16 protein-coding genes and 1 pseudogene are annotated in these 17,541 nt (G+C 39.8%); 5 read left to right on the plus strand and 12 right to left on the minus strand.

The features are described from left to right. Positions 1–314: 314 nt before the first annotated feature. The 3 genes from LVQ96_04265 to LVQ96_04275 form a co-directional block, all read right to left on the minus strand. Positions 315–1,091: a hypothetical protein gene (locus LVQ96_04265; GenBank protein MCW6170369.1), complete on the minus strand. Its 777-nt coding sequence runs from the start codon at positions 1,089–1,091 to the stop codon at positions 315–317. 618 nt (positions 1,092–1,709) lie between these two features. Then, positions 1,710–2,096 carry a PIN domain-containing protein gene (locus LVQ96_04270; GenBank protein MCW6170370.1) on the minus strand — a complete coding sequence of 129 codons (387 nt, stop codon included), beginning with the start codon at positions 2,094–2,096 and terminating at the stop codon, positions 1,710–1,712. A 34-nt stretch (positions 2,097–2,130) separates the two neighbouring features. Beyond that, positions 2,131–2,352, minus strand: coding sequence for an AbrB/MazE/SpoVT family DNA-binding domain-containing protein (locus LVQ96_04275; protein MCW6170371.1), 222 nt, complete (start codon positions 2,350–2,352; stop codon positions 2,131–2,133). Between the two features lie 503 nt (positions 2,353–2,855). Here LVQ96_04275 and LVQ96_04280 point away from each other — a divergent pair. Together LVQ96_04280 and LVQ96_04285 are read left to right on the plus strand one after the other, a co-directional pair. Beyond that, positions 2,856–3,080, plus strand: coding sequence for a hypothetical protein (locus LVQ96_04280; protein MCW6170372.1), 225 nt, complete (start codon positions 2,856–2,858; stop codon positions 3,078–3,080). Between the two features lies 1 nt (position 3,081). Beyond that, a complete protein-coding gene (locus tag LVQ96_04285; protein MCW6170373.1) occupies positions 3,082–3,591 on the plus strand; it encodes a retropepsin-like domain-containing protein in 510 nt (169 codons plus the stop codon). Between the two features lie 46 nt (positions 3,592–3,637). Here LVQ96_04285 and LVQ96_04290 read toward each other — a convergent pair. Continuing rightward, positions 3,638–4,172 (minus strand): annotated as a pseudogene (locus LVQ96_04290) (IS1634 family transposase). Between the two features lie 121 nt (positions 4,173–4,293). On the opposite strand from LVQ96_04290, the gene LVQ96_04295 reads away from it, so the two are divergent. Continuing rightward, positions 4,294–5,316: a TrmB family transcriptional regulator gene (locus LVQ96_04295; GenBank protein ID MCW6170374.1), complete on the plus strand. Its 1,023-nt coding sequence runs from the start codon at positions 4,294–4,296 to the stop codon at positions 5,314–5,316. A gap of 48 nt (positions 5,317–5,364) precedes the next feature. Continuing rightward, a complete protein-coding gene (locus LVQ96_04300) occupies positions 5,365–6,816 on the plus strand; it encodes a glycoside hydrolase family 1 protein (protein MCW6170375.1) in 1,452 nt (483 codons plus the stop codon). A 151-nt stretch (positions 6,817–6,967) separates the two neighbouring features. Here LVQ96_04300 and LVQ96_04305 read toward each other — a convergent pair whose 3' ends face one another. The 7 genes from LVQ96_04305 to LVQ96_04335 form a co-directional block, all read right to left on the minus strand. Then, positions 6,968–7,936 carry an ABC transporter ATP-binding protein gene (locus tag LVQ96_04305; protein ID MCW6170376.1) on the minus strand — a complete coding sequence of 323 codons (969 nt, stop codon included), beginning with the start codon at positions 7,934–7,936 and terminating at the stop codon, positions 6,968–6,970. Continuing rightward, positions 7,920–8,735 carry an ATP-binding cassette domain-containing protein gene (locus tag LVQ96_04310; GenBank protein ID MCW6170377.1) on the minus strand — a complete coding sequence of 272 codons (816 nt, stop codon included), beginning with the start codon at positions 8,733–8,735 and terminating at the stop codon, positions 7,920–7,922. The genes LVQ96_04305 and LVQ96_04310 overlap by 17 nt, the downstream gene beginning before the upstream one ends. Beyond that, on the minus strand, positions 8,732–9,688 hold the full coding sequence (locus LVQ96_04315) for an ABC transporter permease (protein ID MCW6170378.1): 957 nt from the start codon (positions 9,686–9,688) through the stop codon (positions 8,732–8,734). Before LVQ96_04315 ends, LVQ96_04310 begins: the two co-directional genes overlap by 4 nt. A 1-nt stretch (position 9,689) precedes the next feature. After that, complete coding sequence (locus LVQ96_04320; protein ID MCW6170379.1) at positions 9,690–10,610, minus strand: ABC transporter permease; 921 nt, start codon at positions 10,608–10,610, stop codon at positions 9,690–9,692. 111 nt (positions 10,611–10,721) lie between these two features. Then, on the minus strand, positions 10,722–12,566 hold the full coding sequence (locus LVQ96_04325; protein ID MCW6170380.1) for an ABC transporter substrate-binding protein: 1,845 nt from the start codon (positions 12,564–12,566) through the stop codon (positions 10,722–10,724). Between the two features lie 232 nt (positions 12,567–12,798). Continuing rightward, positions 12,799–14,205 carry an ATP-binding protein gene (locus tag LVQ96_04330; protein ID MCW6170381.1) on the minus strand — a complete coding sequence of 469 codons (1,407 nt, stop codon included), beginning with the start codon at positions 14,203–14,205 and terminating at the stop codon, positions 12,799–12,801. 253 nt (positions 14,206–14,458) lie between these two features. Then, positions 14,459–15,295, minus strand: coding sequence for a winged helix-turn-helix domain-containing protein (locus tag LVQ96_04335; GenBank protein MCW6170382.1), 837 nt, complete (start codon positions 15,293–15,295; stop codon positions 14,459–14,461). Positions 15,296–15,430: 135 nt separating this feature from the next. Between LVQ96_04335 and LVQ96_04340 the strand changes: the two genes are divergently transcribed. After that, positions 15,431–15,961, plus strand: a complete 531-nt coding sequence (locus tag LVQ96_04340; protein MCW6170383.1) for a hypothetical protein — start codon at positions 15,431–15,433, stop codon at positions 15,959–15,961. A gap of 120 nt (positions 15,962–16,081) precedes the next feature. Here the strand turns inward: LVQ96_04340 and LVQ96_04345 are convergent, their stop codons facing one another. Then, positions 16,082–17,404 (minus strand): ATP-binding protein, encoded by a 1,323-nt coding sequence (locus LVQ96_04345; protein MCW6170384.1) that lies wholly within the window; start codon positions 17,402–17,404, stop codon positions 16,082–16,084. Positions 17,405–17,541 lie beyond the last annotated feature (137 nt).

The raw sequence follows: 17,541 nt of genomic DNA on the forward strand, positions 1-17,541 counted from the left end.
GTAACGTACGTTGATAATCGGACGGATAAATATAGAATGAGTTTCCCATTTCCGTCGACAAAAGATAGTTCAAATTTATGAGATAGTACAGGCAGACTCAGTGGATGTGTATGGTAACGCACCGCTAGGATAGAAACAAAAGACAAGGCGCGAGAAGTGGGTATATGAAAAATCTCAAAGGTAACACTGGATACATAGAAACCGATAAAAGTGTATATAAATTCAAATTGATCTCTGAGCTGTATAACCGAACCATACATGGAAGTCGTTTAAAAGAATCGGATGAACAAGGTATATTATTGTTAAAGATAAAATTAAGGACGTCTTCTTAACTTGTCGGGATTGCGTTCCCATTCAGCATCGTAATACTGATCCAAGAGTTCATCCTCATAGTTCCAGTGTTTCTTTCTCCTTATTCGTTTTAGAAAAGTATCCGTATAGGCAGAATTCAGATGCGTGAAGGCGATCTTTTCGCGCATGGTAAGAATATCCCAGATCCTTCTTACCTCCATAAGTGAGGGGAAATCAACGTCGAAAATGTGAGGATAACCGCAAATGTCCCGAATAAGTCTTAGTTTCATTGTTTCATCATATGAGATATTATCGTTGAGAAGCTTTTCAAGAAGCACATTCCCTTCGCGGTCTTCCCTGATCTTTCCTAGAACTTTTTCTATCACCTCGCCTAAATCATTTGATCTGTAAAGAGAATTATACAAACTAACCTTGATAACATCCTTCATAATATCCACATCCTCTTCCTCTGCATTCTTTATGTAGTGTCGAACCCATCTCTTGGCTTCATTTTCCTTCCATTCAGAAATGGTCCCTTTCTCAAGTAAAATTGATTCTTCACTCCCGTCACAGTCTTTCCATACCACGTGAGGATCTATGTATTTTTCGACAATTTTTTGCTCTACTTCGTTCAGACATAGCCCACTTTCCAGCATTTTTCTGATCCATTCTAGCTCAAGTCCATCCAAGATATCGACCCGATCACGAAATGTAACAGTATTGTAAGTTAAAACTTTATCGGACTTTGATATCTTAAGTCTCAAGTTGATAAGTTGACTGATGCTTTCGGGCTGTTCCAAACAAACCTTCTTTTGGCTTGGTCCTATGCTTGAATAGCCATGACCGAATCAAGAAATGTGGTTCCTTATGAAATCAAGGAACGATCGCATTATTGAATCTTCATAGCAAGGACTGTTAAGCTTGTATAGCATGATCTGGACGACTTCCCTCTCGTCCTTACCTGTAATCCTTCTCTATGTGGAATAAGCATCCCTGCCTCCTTATTCGGAATCTATCGGATAGTCTTTCGAACATTATTGCACCAACAACTGCTCCGAGGAGCGCAATACCTGAAACTAGGGCTAGTTGCAATTGAGAATAACGAAAAATTATGAACTTAACGAGGACGAAAGAAAATGCCGCAACTGCGTTCAAATTACAGCCGCCAAGAAAATATCCTATTCTAGATAGAGTAAGAAGATTTTACACATTCACAGTTTGGATGGAGGTGAGGATTTTTCTCGCGCCGTTATATATCAATGTTCCTTATAATACATACGAGGGATCTATTCTCTTTACTGTGATAAGCCAAAAAATAGGTAACGTAGTAAGAAAGGTATATAATTTATCGGACATGCTGTAACAGTGAAAACTAAAAGGAAAGAAATCCAGCACACTATGGAATCTATAATGATTTATTAAAGTAGCTTCACCAATTCTGATGGTTTTATGCAGTGCAATCCGTGAAATGTGTCTGGAAAATTTCTATCATTTGTTACGACATAATCAACCTTTTCAAGCAAAGCTGTGGACATAATTATGCAGTCAGAGAGTCTCATTCCTGTCCTCGCCCTTATAAGTGTCGAAGAATTCGCTATTTCAACGGACAGCTGAACCACTCTGATATTATTATTCGAGAGAATGGTCGATAGGAATTGTTGTGCTGCCTTGGATTTGTTATCCGCATAAATATCAGTAAGGACCTCTTCTATCACTAAAGTTGGTATAACTGCATCTACTCGACCCTGGTCAATTGCATTCAACACTTCTTTCGAATCATTGTAAAAATTAAGTTCCCTATTCAACACATTCAGAAACACGTTTATGTCAATACATACCTTAACGCCACTTATCCCTGATTTTATCGAGTGCCTTCCTAGTCTCCTCGCCGAGGGCACCAGCTTCCTTGAGGACCGATACCAATGTATCTTTCTTGTTCTTTTTTATGACAATGTTGCCATCTATCTTCCCGAATAAGATTGTATCTCCCACCTCCAGCCCCAGTGCTTTTCTTACCTCTATAGGTATTGTTATTTGGCCTTTTGATGTGACTTTACTCATTTTAAGAAGCATATCATTACCATAATGTAACGAATTCCTTACATATATTAGTTTCCTGTTACTGGGCAATACATAAGCTTCGTTTCTTACTCATTATCGCACTCAACTTGGGGAACAAACGCATAGCCCGCATGCTCTAATTTGATTGCTGTAGTGAAAACCATCCAGAAACGGTTAAAGGATCTGAATTCACCAGACAGTGAACTATACTGCAGAATACGGAATTTATATAACTTATGAAGTCTACTTACCCCTATGTTCAAGGTCTATCTCAGGCGCGTTATTTATTATTGGAACAGGGGTGCACAATTGTGAGAAATTATCAAGGAATGTCTGTATCTTCTTGAACTCAGTATATGGTGCCTCTTACAGTTGCATTTGGTGGTGTACTTTAATGATATTTCATGGTTTCCATTCAAGAAGGCATTCCAGAGTAAAATAAACTAAATTATGATAATGCATACTGTAACAAAAGTATTTACGCAGAAATGAGATACGTAATTATGACATTTGAAGAAGACCTTGAATTCTATAAGGAAAATAAGCAGAAATTTATGCGAGAATACCAAAATATGTTTATCCTAATTAAGAATAAAAAAGTACATGGATCATTTTCTAATTTTCAGGATGCACATAAAAAGGCCCTTGAACTATTTGGGGTAGAGGATGTTTTGATAATTCAAATGGTAGAGCAACAACCATTGAATTTCCTTGCGTCGGTGGCTTAGAATGGGGTTACTTACACTCTCTCCGATGGGCTTTAAAACAGCCTCTGATCCCAATGATCCTAAAAAGATACACTTTCAATGGAATCCTTCACTTGGAGCATCAGTTTTAGCACAAAGCGGCATAATTTTGAATGTTGCAATATCTCCGGACATGCCCACTGCTTCCACACTCCAGACTCAGGGAGTGCAAACTCCTCAACCATTTCTTTGCAAGGCCCTTGTGGATACTGGGGCATCAGGTCTTGCTATTGATAAGACGATCGCCTCTACCTTGGGTCTAAAGAAAAAGGGAATAACGAATAATTTGACAGCTAATGGGGCAAAAATATCCCCTGTTTATTTTGTATCTCTGAGTTTTCCAGGATCCAATCTAAAAAATTATGATATTTTGAGAGCGACAGAAGTGGATTTAGCCAATCAGCCGTTTCATTGTCTTATCGGAAGAGAGACTATGAGTAATTGGCATATGCACTATAATGGCCAAACAGGTCAAATAAGCATATCTGATTAGTTATTTGAATAGCACTACGCTGTATAATTCCCTGACACGCATAAGTTTAAACCTTAATTGACGAAGTTTTGTGTAATATAACTAAATTCATATTAAGTTTCGATACAAGTTCATTGACTTTCTTTGAAATTTCGCTGACCATTTCTGATCGCTCCATCCTTTAAATCCTGGTCCTTGATAAGATGAGCGGAACATCCAAACACTGCTTTTCCCATCTATCATGTCCAGGATATGAAAGTGAAGATACAGCGAAAGAAGGTTTAAGAAAATGTGGGCTCTCATCATGTGGTCATTTCTCAAGGATCACCAGTCGGTCTTAAGATCATTCTTGTACATATTGAAAGCGTATTCCAAATATTTACATTACTTGTATAGTTTTTATATTCTCTAAGGGTTCTTGGTCAAATCCGAAAGAAGATATAGCTTTACAAAATCAATATCATTTTCAACGTGCTGTCTCCTGCTTCTCTTGTTTTCCACAATCCTGAGAGGAAAATCCTCCGTCTCCGATCGTGGAACGTGATCCTCGAACATGTAAACATAATTCTCACGCTTCCACTAAAGACAGGTTTTTTATCGTAAATCTATCATTTCTCATGGAAGTTCTTAGATCTGTGCCTTTCATTTGGATTATAACTTGAGTATCAATGGCTATATTCCTCAGTTAAATACTCTTATTAGATCATTATACATGTAGTAAGTATGCAGGAAGACATTTTTGATGGTCTTTCGAAGCTCGGCCTGAGCAACTACGAAATAAAGATCTACAAGACTCTTCTGTTAAAGGGACAGATGACATCTACCGAAGTCGTAAAAGAGACCAATATACCGCAGCCAAGGGTATATGATCTTTTTGGTTCTCTGGAGAAAAAGGGGTTTATACAAGGTAGCATTGGTAAGAAGAAATTATACAAAGCAATTCCTGTCTCGTACATCTTGGAGAAGGAACGTAAATGGCTGGAATCCTACAGCTTCAACCTGGAAAGATATGTCCAGAACATGAAGATTTATTCCGACAACTATCTTTCTTTCATCTCTCTTATCGAAGGAGAGGAACATGTTACTGACAGGATCCTTTCGATGATAGACCAAACCCAGGATGAACTCATAATATCCGTCAACTATGAAAGGTTTAAAACTATTTACCCTTCTCTCCTCAACCTGCAGAAGAAAGGCGTTACGCTGCTCGTACTGGTATTTCTTGAAGGAGACCAGAAACTCAGAGAAAAGTTCCAGGGGAACTGTTTTGTTAGGACTATGAAGGCGAAACCGATTGAGCTGGTGATATCGGACAGAAAGCAATGCATAATGAAGATCGATACAAAAAGGAAGGAGACCGAGGTTGCTCTTTACTTCGAAGAGGATAATTTTATACACGTAATATCTTACTACTTTAACCATACAGTGTGGCAAAATGCTAATATTTATGTGGACAATGTGAGCAATGAATCCATAAGACTTCGGACAATCTGGCTTGCTTGCGACATAATTGAATACTACCTTGCACACGGCTTCAAGATAAATGCGCATCTGAAAGGTTACTACTTGGATGATTACAGAGAACTTGACGGAGAGATATTCAAGGTTGAGAAAATTCCGCTGGTGAGAAATTCGTTCTTTATGAGAATCAAAGGTCAGGAATACTCTGTTGGTGGGAAAACGTCAACACTGGAACGTTTCAGAATGCTATTCGTTATGCTTAAGCCAGAAATACTACAGAAATGAGTATTGTATTAGCGACAATATTCAAATAGGAACGGAAAATTATTAACAATGTTACCGAAAGGCTTTAAAGTTGGTTTCTCCGAAGCCGGATTTCAGTTTGAGATGGGACTCTCTGACCCAGATACTAATTCAGATTGGTACCAGTGGGTTCACGACAGAAGAAATATTGAAAAAAGATTAGTTTCCGGTGATTTCCCTGAAAATGGCCCCGCTTACTGGGATCTGTTCCGGACGGATCATGACAACGCCAAGAGGATGGGTATGAACTCAGCCAGGCTGGGTGTGGAGTGGTCCAGGATATTCCCGAAATCCACTGAATCCGTTAACGTAGACATAGAGGAAGATGGCAGTGACCTGATTGCCGTCGACATTTCCGAGAAAGATTTAGAGAAACTCGACAAGCTTGCAAATCATTCTGCCCTGGAACACTACACAGAAATTTTCTCCGATTTCAAGTCCAAAATGGACTACCTGATCATAAATCTCTATCACTGGACTGTCCCGTTGTGGATAAACAATCCCGACGGTAATGGTGACGGAATATATGGGCGCCCAATGGGTGGAGGCTTTGAGCAAAGGCAGGCGATCGAGTTTTCCAAATTTGCATCTTATATAGCTTGGAAATTTGATGAGCTGGCAGACAGCTGGTGCACCATGAATGAGCCAAATATGGTTTTTCTCGGTTGCAGCCATGACACAGGTCTGAAGGCGCTAAGCGTGAGAAAGAAAAAATTCGCTGAAGCACATGCACGTGCTTATGATGCAATAAGGAAAATCTCAAAAAAACCTGTAGGCATAATATATGCAAATGGCGACGTACAGCCTCACACCGCTGAAGATGCTGGAGCCAAAGACACAATGACATATGTTCAGAGGTACTCGTTCTTTGATTCTATAATCAATGGTGACATGAAGGACTACAACCAAAATATAGCAGATTCATCCGAAGAACCTACTGATGATTTCAGAACGGACATGAAAAACAAGCTTGACTGGATAGGAGTAAACTATTACAGCAGGGATGTCGTGCAGAGTGACGGTAATCCATGGAAGGTCATGCAGGGATACGGCTATGCAACGGGCAACAGAAACAAGTCGCTTGACGGGCGTTCAGTTAGTGAAGCGGGCTGGGAAGTCTACCCTGACGGAATTTACAACCTCCTGATGGAATACCACAAGAAGTACCATATGCCCATGTTCATAACGGAAAATGGCATTGCAGACTACAATGATACCCTGAGACCAAGGTATATAGTTTCTCACATAGACAGGATAGAGAAAGCCATAAGCAAGGGGATTAGGGTCAATGGATATTTTCACTGGGCTTTAACTGACAACTACGAATGGGCAAACGGCTTTCAAATGCACTTTGGAATATACGGTTTCGATCCCGTAACAAAACAGCGCCGGCTTAGACCCAGCGCATTTGTCCTGAAAAGCATAATAGAAAACGAAGGAGTTCCGGAAGAACAGAGATGGATGGCAGAAGAAAAGATCTGATGGATGGCTTCATAGCTGTCTCATTTTATAAAACTTTCCTTTTCCTCAAGCACGAAAAAATTTCAGTTTAAAAAAGAAGCACTCCAGAACTTCGTGGAAAGGGTACGTGTTAAATTTTGTGTCAACAAACTTTCCAGATTCTCTGGAGATTTTATGCTTTCCACTCCGGGTATCTCAAACACCTGTAATAGTGATTCTTACCCTCTAACTTGACGAGATCAGGATGGGAGACTTCACATTCACCTGTCATGTACGGGCATCGGCTACTGAATTGGCAGCCCGGATATGACGGGTCAAAATTTGTAGGCATGCCTTTCAGTTTAATTCCATCATACCTTTTCACTCCGATCCTAGGAATGCTCTTCAGAAGCAGGTAATTGTAAGGGTGGGCCGGCTCATTAAGCATGAGTTCTCGATCCCCATGTTCAGTGATCTCACCTGCGTACATCATGGCTATTTGATCAGAAATTTCATACAGAATTGAGAGATCATGCGTGATAAGTACCATTGTCAGCTGCTTTTTTCTTTGAATGTTCTTAAGATCAACCAGGATATCATGTTCTACCAGGACGTCGAGGCCGGTGGTTGGTTCATCCAGGATTACAAGCTTTGGGGACATAACTAGGGCCATTGCAATAACAACCCTCTGCTTCATACCTCCGCTCAGCTCATGAGGATAATTGATCAAAATATTCTTGTTGAGTCGGACGAGAGTAAGAACCTCTGAGACTTTTGATGAGCCTTCAGAAGGATCAACACCGTGGGCCACGAATACATCTTCAAACTGATCACCAATACGCTTAACGGGATTTAAGGCGTTCATCGCTGCCTGCGGGATAAAACTGATTTCAACTCCTCTTATTTTTCTGAGCTCATTTTTAGGCATCTTCAGAAGGTCTTTATTATCGTACATCACCTCTCCGTTAAGGACTTCACCGGGGTACTTTAGCGAATTATACACCGATTGAGCAAGTGTACTTTTCCCAGAACCCGATTCTCCTGCGATTCCAAAAATAACACCTTGATCTACAGAAAGACTTAGATCGGAGATTATGGTCGAGATCCCTCCCTCCCCATGATATCCGACGGAGAGGTTCCTTACATCAAGGATGGTTCCCATAATTGCTCACCTCTATCTTCTTGAAAGGATCGGGTGCGGCTTCCATCAAACGCCTTGTGTAGTCATCCTGAGGTCTCTTTACAACATCCTGCGTATATCCAGATTCAACGACCTTTCCCTTATTCAAAACATACAATCGATCCGTTATCATGCTGACAGTGTTAAGATCGTGCGTGATGTAAACTATGCTTATTCCCATAGTATTTCTTATGTAAACGAGAAGATCAAGTATCTCTACCCTTAGAGAGACGTCGAGCATGGAAACGGGCTCATCAGCAATCAGGATCTCAGGTTCCAGGGCAAGTGCACGAGCCATGTAAACTCTCTGTCTCTGGCCACCGGAGAGCTGGTGTGGATATTTTTGTTTATATTGCTCCGGAGGATTCAGTCTTACATCAGTGAGCAGTTCTGAAACTCTTTCGCTGACATTTCCCTTATAGCCGGATATAAGAAGAGGCCTCTTTATGTGCCATTCAACAGAGTGATTTGGATCAAGAGAAGCGTAAGGATCCTGAAAAACCATCTGAACGTTTCCCCTATACTCTTTTAATTTCTTACCCTTGTAAGGCGTTATATCATCACCCTTATAGAAAATCTTGCCGGATGTAGGGCGGTATAAAAATACCAGCGTCCTTGCCAGAGTGCTTTTCCCACTTCCACTGGCACCCACTATGCCAAGTATCTCCTTTTCTCTTAGTTCAATGTTTACATCGATCAAAGCTCTGATTTTTTCCTGTTTGGTAAGACTCTTTCTTACGTCAAAAGTTTTTGATAAGTTTTGCGTATACAAAATACTCACGATTCAACCTTCCTTACTTTTTTCTTTCCGTAGACCCTGAGCGATGGATTTGCAATCTGATCCATTCCAAAGTTCAGCAGAATGAACGCAAACATCAATACAGAGATCATGATCGCTGGGGGAAGAATCCACCACCATTCGCCGACGAGATAAGCCTCATTGTTTATGGCCCAGTAAAGCATTGTCCCCCAGTTCACCTGCTGAAGGTTACCAACGCCTAAATATTCCACAAATGTGAGTCCCATGGTTCCGTACATGGCAGTGAAGAAGAAATTGGAGACGATAACAGGCATTATTGATTTTATTATCTGCCTGAAAATGATATTTAGTCTATTCTCGCCAATAAGTATGGAGGATAGAATGAAATCTCTCTTTCCCACCGACAAGGTGACAGAACGGAAAGTTCTAGCACCAAAAGCCCATCCCGTAATAACAAGGATAATTATGGTAGGAACGTAGCCAAGATTCTGCCGCATTCCAAGAAAGTACGAACCGAAAAGCATTATTAACAGAACTCCCGGGACGACGAGGAATATATTGACAACTCCATTGATTATCTCATTGACCCTCTTCGAGGCAAATCCAGAAAGAACACCAACAAAAATGGAAATCATCGTTCCGAAAATTCCAACGGAAAAGCCTATCATCAGAGTTGGAGCAGCGCCCGCTAGAAGCTGGGAAAAAACATCCTGTCCATATACCGTAGTACCGAGCAAGTTAACGCCGCTGGGCGGCAGAGATTTAGGGAAGAGGTAAGCATTTGGGCTGAACGGGGTATAAAAAATACCAACAACAGCGAAAACAAGGATTGAAACAAGAAGAAAGAAGCCTGCCTTCGCCTTGTTATTCTGGAGAAGGACCGAAAGCGGACTGTAGAGTTTCCTTAAAAGAGAGATTATGCTGTTATTCGAGATTTTGTTTGGCAAGTCTGATCCGTCTTTGAGACCATCCAAGTCATTCACCTTCCTGCTTTATCCTCGGATCGAGAAAGCCATAGAGTATATCAACCACGAGGTTACCCACCAGCACAGCTATTATGACCATAAGGAATATCCCCTGCAAAAGCGGGTAATCAAGATTATCTATGGCAGTGATCATGTACAAGCCAACACCAGGATATGAAAATATGGATTCCTCTATTATGACCCCGCTTACTGATAAACCGATAGACATGGAAAATCCTGTCAGGTTCGGCAGTATTGCATTTCTGTATGCTATTCTCTTTAACTGATAATCCTTCATGCCAAGATTCTCGGAAAAATTTATGTAATCGCTGTTGACGTTCGGAATTATGTTATTCCGCATACCAAGAACCCACCCCCCGAGGGATGTAAGCATTATCGTAGCTACCGGAAGTACAGCGTGGTAGAGCACGCTTATGATAAAAGGGGCATTGAATCCCATGTTTACGCTTGAAGAATATGCTCCTCCAATAGGAAAAAGCTTGCCGTAGACTGAGAATATGTCAAGCATGATGAAGGCGAGAACAAATGCCGGGAACGCAGCCATGAACATGGCGAAAAGGTCAACGGCCAGGTCCTTCGAGGTGTTACGATTCATTCCCGCATATCGTCCCAGTCTGTTTCCTATGAAAAAGGATAGTGTTATGGACGAGATCACAAGGAAAAGTGTCCAGGGGAGAGCCTCGGCAAGAATTGTTGCAACTGGAACTGGGTAATAAGCGATCGAAACCCCAAGATTACCGTGAAAAAGATCGATTACATAGGTGAAGAACTGAACGTATATCGGTTTATTTGATATCCCGTATTCAACTTCTAGTTGATGGAGATATGTCAAATTTATGGAGCCGCCTCCTTCTCTCAGGACATCTTCATAAACTGTGTAAGCAGGGTCACCCGGAATAAGCCTAGGCAAAACAAAATTAAGGATCAAGGCCCCAAAAAAAACTATTAAAAAAACAGTAAGTTTTTTTAGTATATATTTTACAGGAAGCGACGTTCTAACCACCAAATTAAAGAATGATATTTAATCATTCTTTCTCTTTTGCTTTTTGTTGTTTAGGTAGAGAACAGAGCCTATTGCTACAACTGCGACCACAACGCCGACAGCAATATAGTCATAGGTTAACGGACTAATTCCTTTATTAGGTGTAGCAGAGGTGTTCAGTGGATACAGGTGAAGCATCACAACTTCAGACGGCCCTGGGTACCATGGAACAGGTATCCAGAACGGATTCGAGGCATTCGGCCATCCACCTATTGAAGTATTCACGTATTCATACCACTGAGCAGAGTAGACCAGAGGAATCATAGGCATCTGTTCCGTAACGATTGTTACCATGTGGTTTATATCGCTCTTTTGGTAGGTCAGATTTCCTGTAAGCGTGTAGTTGTTGTAGTAAGTCATAAAATTAGTTGAGGAATAATTCCACCTCTCCTCATTGATATATGAAGTATTTCCAATGGGGACAATGTTGCCAATGAAGCCGCCATAATCATAATATGGCGTAGGTCCAACTCCTGTAACTGTATCAAGTGCCATTTGGTAATTTCCGTCAGATATGTCGCTTGCTATAACGCTTGAAGTGGGTGTTGTCGTTGTAATGGTGAGTCCGATCGCCTTGAGATCTTTTGCAATGATGGTTATGTCCGTATCCCAGTCAGTGTAACCCGCCACAGACATCAAGTTCAAATCAGGAACTACAGTTCCGTTAGGGGCAGTGAGCTGACCCTTTGAATTGAGTTTATATCCGTGGTCTGATAGTATGCTTAGTGCGAGAGTAACGTTGTATTCTGCAAATTTGTTGGCCAAATTCGTGTTAGACGTGTTAAGATACGACATCTGCTGCTGCAGTATATTCGCGCCATTTGCGGGTGTCTCGTATCCATATTCTCCGATGTTGTCTATAGCTGTTCTATTGATAGCCACACTCAGTGCTTCTCTGAAGAATGTCTGGTTAAGCGGGTAGATGAGGTTATTCAGGACTATGGTAGTCTGTTGCCCCGGAGGATACCAGTATTTGTTATGCGCGGGATTATTGGCTGTAAATAATTGAGTCACGTTTGGTTCAAAGACAGAGGCCCATTCGACCTTACCCTCCGCCAAAGCGAGTGCAAGTGCACTGTTGCTGGTATAATCAACATAGACTACGTTTGTAATTTTTGGTTCATTTGGTTGCCAGTAATGAGGATTTTTCGTAAGCACTATCTTTTGAGGACTGAAGCTCTGCAGTATATATGGTCCAGTTCCTATCGGATCTGTAACTATCTGACTTTGGGGATCAGGAACGCCGTTAGATGTTGCATTTTCCCATGTCTCGTTTACCGGGAAAATAACCTGTGATCCGATATAGAAGAGATACTGGGTCTGTGGTGAAGTGAATTTGAACGAGACCTGGTATGGACCTACGGCGGTAATGTTGCTTATAACTGGCCATGAACCAAGAGCTTTCTTTTCAAGATTAAAGGTATAAACAACATCTTGTGAGTTGAAGGGAGCACCATTGCTATAAGTTACATTATGACGCAATGTGATGTTAAGGTACATGCCATTAGGGCTAAACTTATACGACGTTCCCAACCAGGGCAGTACAGTTCCATTGTATGTATTTATCTGGAACAACGGCTCAAAAATGAATCCCATAATCCCAGCAGGAGTTGTCCATACGTTGAACGGGTTAAAATTATCCACGAACGCGGCAGTTGGTCCCGGGGAGAGATACAGCGTACTCTGGTTGCTCGCAGTTGCTGCATTTGTCACAGTCGATGAGTGCGCGACAGACGAATGCCCACCGAAAACGACAAATCCAGACAAAACCATAATCAACGCAATTGCTACTGCAATTTTTCGTTTACTACTTATTATTGTCATTACTCGATTCATCCAATGGGTATATTTATAGTTTGAGCATTTTAATATACTTAGGAATGTAGTATAGGATACAACAGCGAAATTTACAGCCTCTTCAAAAATACAGTCTCTAGCTGGGATAATCATTCTTAAAACATAGCAAATTTGCAAGAAGAGAGAGATGTTTCATTAACTTTAGAGAAATTAATGGAGAGTACACAAGTATCGGCTTGGGACTCTTTTTTGAGTGGTTTTAATAAGACTGAGTTTTGTCGCTAATAAAGTCATTCATCATTTTTATAAGATCTATGAGCAGAACATCTTCGTCACTAAAAGAGAAACCAGATCGGGAGTAAATTATGTATTTGTTGTTTCTTCTCTCTTTGTACCAAGGAAAAAGTTCAGATTTCTTAATGAGCTCATTTAGTGTATCGCGTCCAACTTTCCTGTTAGTCCATTTAGATTCGGAAAAATACACGGTGGACGAACGAGAATCAACCGCTACAGCGTCTATCTCAGTTTCTCTGAACCACCATCTCCCTATATCTGTGGCAAAAATTTTTTTTGTTCTAACCATGGTTGCTATATGTTCAATACAAATGTCTTCGAATATTTTGGAAACATATTCATCTAATCCTTTCATAATTACGTCAGAAACCGCATCCGAAAGCCCAAACTCTATCATAGGTACTTTATCTCTGATAAACTTAAACCAGAACCTGAAAAAATTGTCCGCAATTCTGTATCTAGTTCGACCCCGTTTGCCGAATTCAAATATGGGGTAACGTCTTTCGACTATATCTAGGCCTTCCGTAAGGTAGTGCATATATTTGGGTATCTCAGTCTGGTTTATCCCTGCCTTGTTAGCAATTTCGGACAATGTAGAAGCTCCAGAAGCCATATTTTCAAGAATATCCATGTAACGCATGGGCTCTCTAGTATTTTCGGAAAGGATGAAGGATGGCTCCTGAAAAAGCAAGCTCATTTTGTTCAGCATGGAGGTCTTTAAGTTTCTCTTTAGCGTCAGTTTTGGATCATAGTTCAGGAGATACATAGGTGTTCCTCCATAAACAGAAAATGCCCTCACCATATCCTGTGGACCAATGTCCTTAAAAAAAGGAATAGCGCCCTTGAAACTCAGAGACTTCATTTTCAGTTGTGCGGTTCTCCTCCCGTAAAGTGGAGAGGAGTGGGAAAGGAGATCAGATTCTATTACGCCAACAGCAGAACCGGTTAAAATAAGCTTGATCTGACTTTTGCTTAGAGTCTGATCCCATAATGCCTGGAGCTCAATGTTCAAGTCTTTATCAAGATCGATACCTCTTTGAAATTCATCTAGTACAACTAAAATTTTCCTAGATTGTGAAATCTGAGACAACAAAACAAAGAACTCCCTAAAGCTCTTTATTGAAGGTTTAACTGGAAGTGCCCCTGCATGGTACATTGTTTCGGAAAAATTGTTCAGAAGACGATTCAAATTAAAACTATCGAACAAGAAATAAAGTCCTGAGTACTTCCTAATCAGATGATAACACAACTCTGTCTTTCCTATCCTTCTACGGCCATATAAGACAACTAATGAGGCGCCTTCTGATTGGTATATTTTGTCAATTGTGCTTATTTCATCTTCTCGGTCCAGGAACATGATAATTATACTCATAATACTTAGTATTATAATAATATATTCTTACCTACGATCTCAAGGATACTCTGAGAGTTTCACAAAGAATAAAATAGCAGTCTTCTGACAAAAGGAACAGAGATACATAACTACATCCCGCATCTTTGCTAAATATTAAGAAAATTATATCACGGTTCCACTACATTTTGCAATTTAATAAACTCAGGAGGCATGCTGATATTGAAACTATTGATTCCAGCTTGCATGAACAAGTATGCTCACAAAAACATTATCATGTATCATTTCTCTTGCTACTGAGGTCGTATTCCCCTTTGAGTAGAAACATCGCTATGATTATTATGGCGAGATAAAAAATAATGGGAAACGGGGTGTATGCTGTTCCGCACGTTCCCATTGATGAAGGATAAAATATCCTCTGAAAAATCAATGCCATTGGTACGAATAGAGATATTATAAGAAAAATAGGAAGGCCAACAAGAAGCATCCTTTTGCTCTTAATGGTAAACGGCAAAACAAAGAGTGTGAATATCAACGCAGGTACAAGAAAAGAAACGAGGAGATATGGATTCAAACTTATCCCTGAAGGACCATAATTAATATACATCCCAAAAGCTGCACTATCTACTAGCGCAGTCATTGCTAAAGAACCAGCGAATATAGATCTATTAACGTTAGCCTTGTCAATTTTAAACATAAAGAACGCAGTGATGGCGCTTGTTATTAAAAGAAAGACCATCGAAAATCTTCCAGGCTGAGCAAGCAGTAAAATAACGCCTCCAGCAGAAATCGCCAACATCAACCAAAAAAGGCCGACAAATGTATCTATCGACACATTTCCAAGTGGTCCAATGTTCCCTATTTTACGAGAAACAGACATTAACGGGATGAGTTGAGAAGCTGCCTTTCCATATTCATTTAGGGAGTACCTGTTACCGTTTTTATTTAGCATTGGAAAAAGGACTTTAAGGTGGTAATTCAGAAGACCAGTAGAAATATTCATCTCATTCAGTATCTCTGTGTAGGTCATACTTTCATTTTTCTCTAATAATTGAATTATCATGATCCTGTTTTTATCTCCTATAGCTTTAATAATTTCATTTTGCGCCATGTTGAAATGGCATGTTTTTCTGAAATAAAGTCTTATTCGAAAAGAGTTATTGTCAATTCATTTTCAAAGCCGAAATCCTAGGGAAATCTTCACAATTTTGGAAAATCTTCTTATATAGTCATATCATCTTAAATTATGGTAACAATACTAGGTTCAATAGATAACGCTTGGAAACGGGGACATACGACTAACATACATCACCTAATATTCACCGAAGATTCTATATTGATATTTGATGTGATGAACAAAAAATATATCAGGAAGGAAACAAGAGATTACCTTCTCTCTGATCCGTTAACCCTAGTTCCTAACACAGCTGTCGAATCTTATGGCACATACAAAGATTCAAAGATTATACATAAAGAGATCATTGACCAGGCAATATCCGATGGTCTTCAAATCGAGAAAAATATAGAAGGCGAAATCACAAAGAACCCACCTGATTTCCAACAAATTAACTATGTCGATATAAAGAGCATAACACTTTCTCAGGGTAAATTTCTTGAGTTACCCTCATTAGACATTTCCACGAATTCAGATAACCTCAAATACAAACTGATGCACAATAATTATGAAAAGCTAGCCCATTTAGACGAGGAAACATTCAATAAATATACAGATACTCTGAAAAAAGCAATAGGAGACCGAGTGAAAACATTAGACTGATCCATTAAACAGACAAAGATATAGTTTAATATTGACATTAATTGTTGTTATTCTGGTCTATATATATTAGATTAGTGGACATATATGCCCGTGAATTTGTGATGCTTAGGCAAACTGTTATCAATGTTTTTCATGAGTATAGTATTTTTCCAAGAATTGCTTAAGAATCTCGTCAGGATAGAGTGCGAATGCCCAGATAGGGTACAAGAAGAGATTTATACCGTTATATTCCCTGGCTTCAAAACTGTCCATGTTAAGAATAATACCTGAATCTAAGTTAAGCTTACTTAAAGAATTTGCAATTGCCTTATAATCTATGTTTCCATTTTTCACCTCGACAGCAATCACGTTGCCATTTAGTGTTTTCACAAAATCAATCTCTGTTGATCCATCTCTGAAGTACATGTCAGTTGACAGGAAAAACTGAGCAGCATTCTCCAAGACATATGGAAATGACTCGTCATGTTCGGATGGCTCGACTGCATAGGTAAACGCTGTGCTGTATGGATAGACCTTTTTTAATTTTCTTGAGCTTGAAAAATTTCCAGGTCTGAAATTGCTGACAAGCCGAATGATGAACGAGTACTCGAGGAAGGAAATAAAATTTCCAATGGTAGTACGGCTTCTTCCAAGCGTTGAAGAAAGTTTGTCAATGTTAATGATCATCCCAGGATTATGAAGAAAGATTTCAACAAGCTTCTTAAGAAGTTGAATATCTCTAATACCAAATTCCTGCGGAATATCGAAGTAGATAACTCGATCTAGAACAATGCTTCTTATATATTCAGAGATCTTCCATTGATTATTCTCGTTAATCAACTCAGGAAACCCGCCTTTCTTCAGATATTCAAAAAATAGCGGTTTCAACGTTTCACCTGCCAGCTTGAGTTTGTCGATTGAAACCTCGTAGCCCTTTAAGTGCAAGAAATCTCTAAATGAGATCGGATCGATTTTTAATTTAAAAATTCGACCTGCAAGGGTTTCGGATGATCTTTTGGACGCGTTGAGCGATGCTGATCCGGATACGGTGAATTTAAGGCCCGGATAGAGGTCATAATATATTTTCAGTTTATTCTCCCAGTCTTTGACTTTTTGTATTTCGTCAAGAAAAATGTATACGCTGTGTGCGTTGAAGACCGGGATATTCAATATCTTCTCAAAATAACTAGTCAGAACGTCATCGAAATCACCTGATAAATCGTCGAACGAGAAATAGAAAATATATCTGGGATCTATGTTCTTTTGAAGTAGGCGAGAAATCAACTGATACATAATTGTTGTTTTGCCTACCCTCCGCAATCCATATATTATGGTAATACGCCGGTCGGTGAGAAGTTCACCAGCGAGTTTATATTCATTTCTGACAAACGTTTTAGCCAGTTCATTTCGTACCTTTCCAGATACCCACCATTCATTGAATCTGGCCAGGAGCTTTTCTTCCATACGTACATCATATTATACGAATATATCAATTATTCGTCTATTATAGTAAGCGAATATCATGACTGAATTGATCTTAATCCTCATTTATTTACAGGGTGGAAGGTCTCTTCTATAAATCAAAGAGATCAGTGAGAATA

Source organism: Thermoplasmatales archaeon (assembly GCA_026127925.1).
GTDB lineage: Archaea > Thermoplasmatota > Thermoplasmata > Thermoplasmatales > Thermoplasmataceae > JAKAYB01.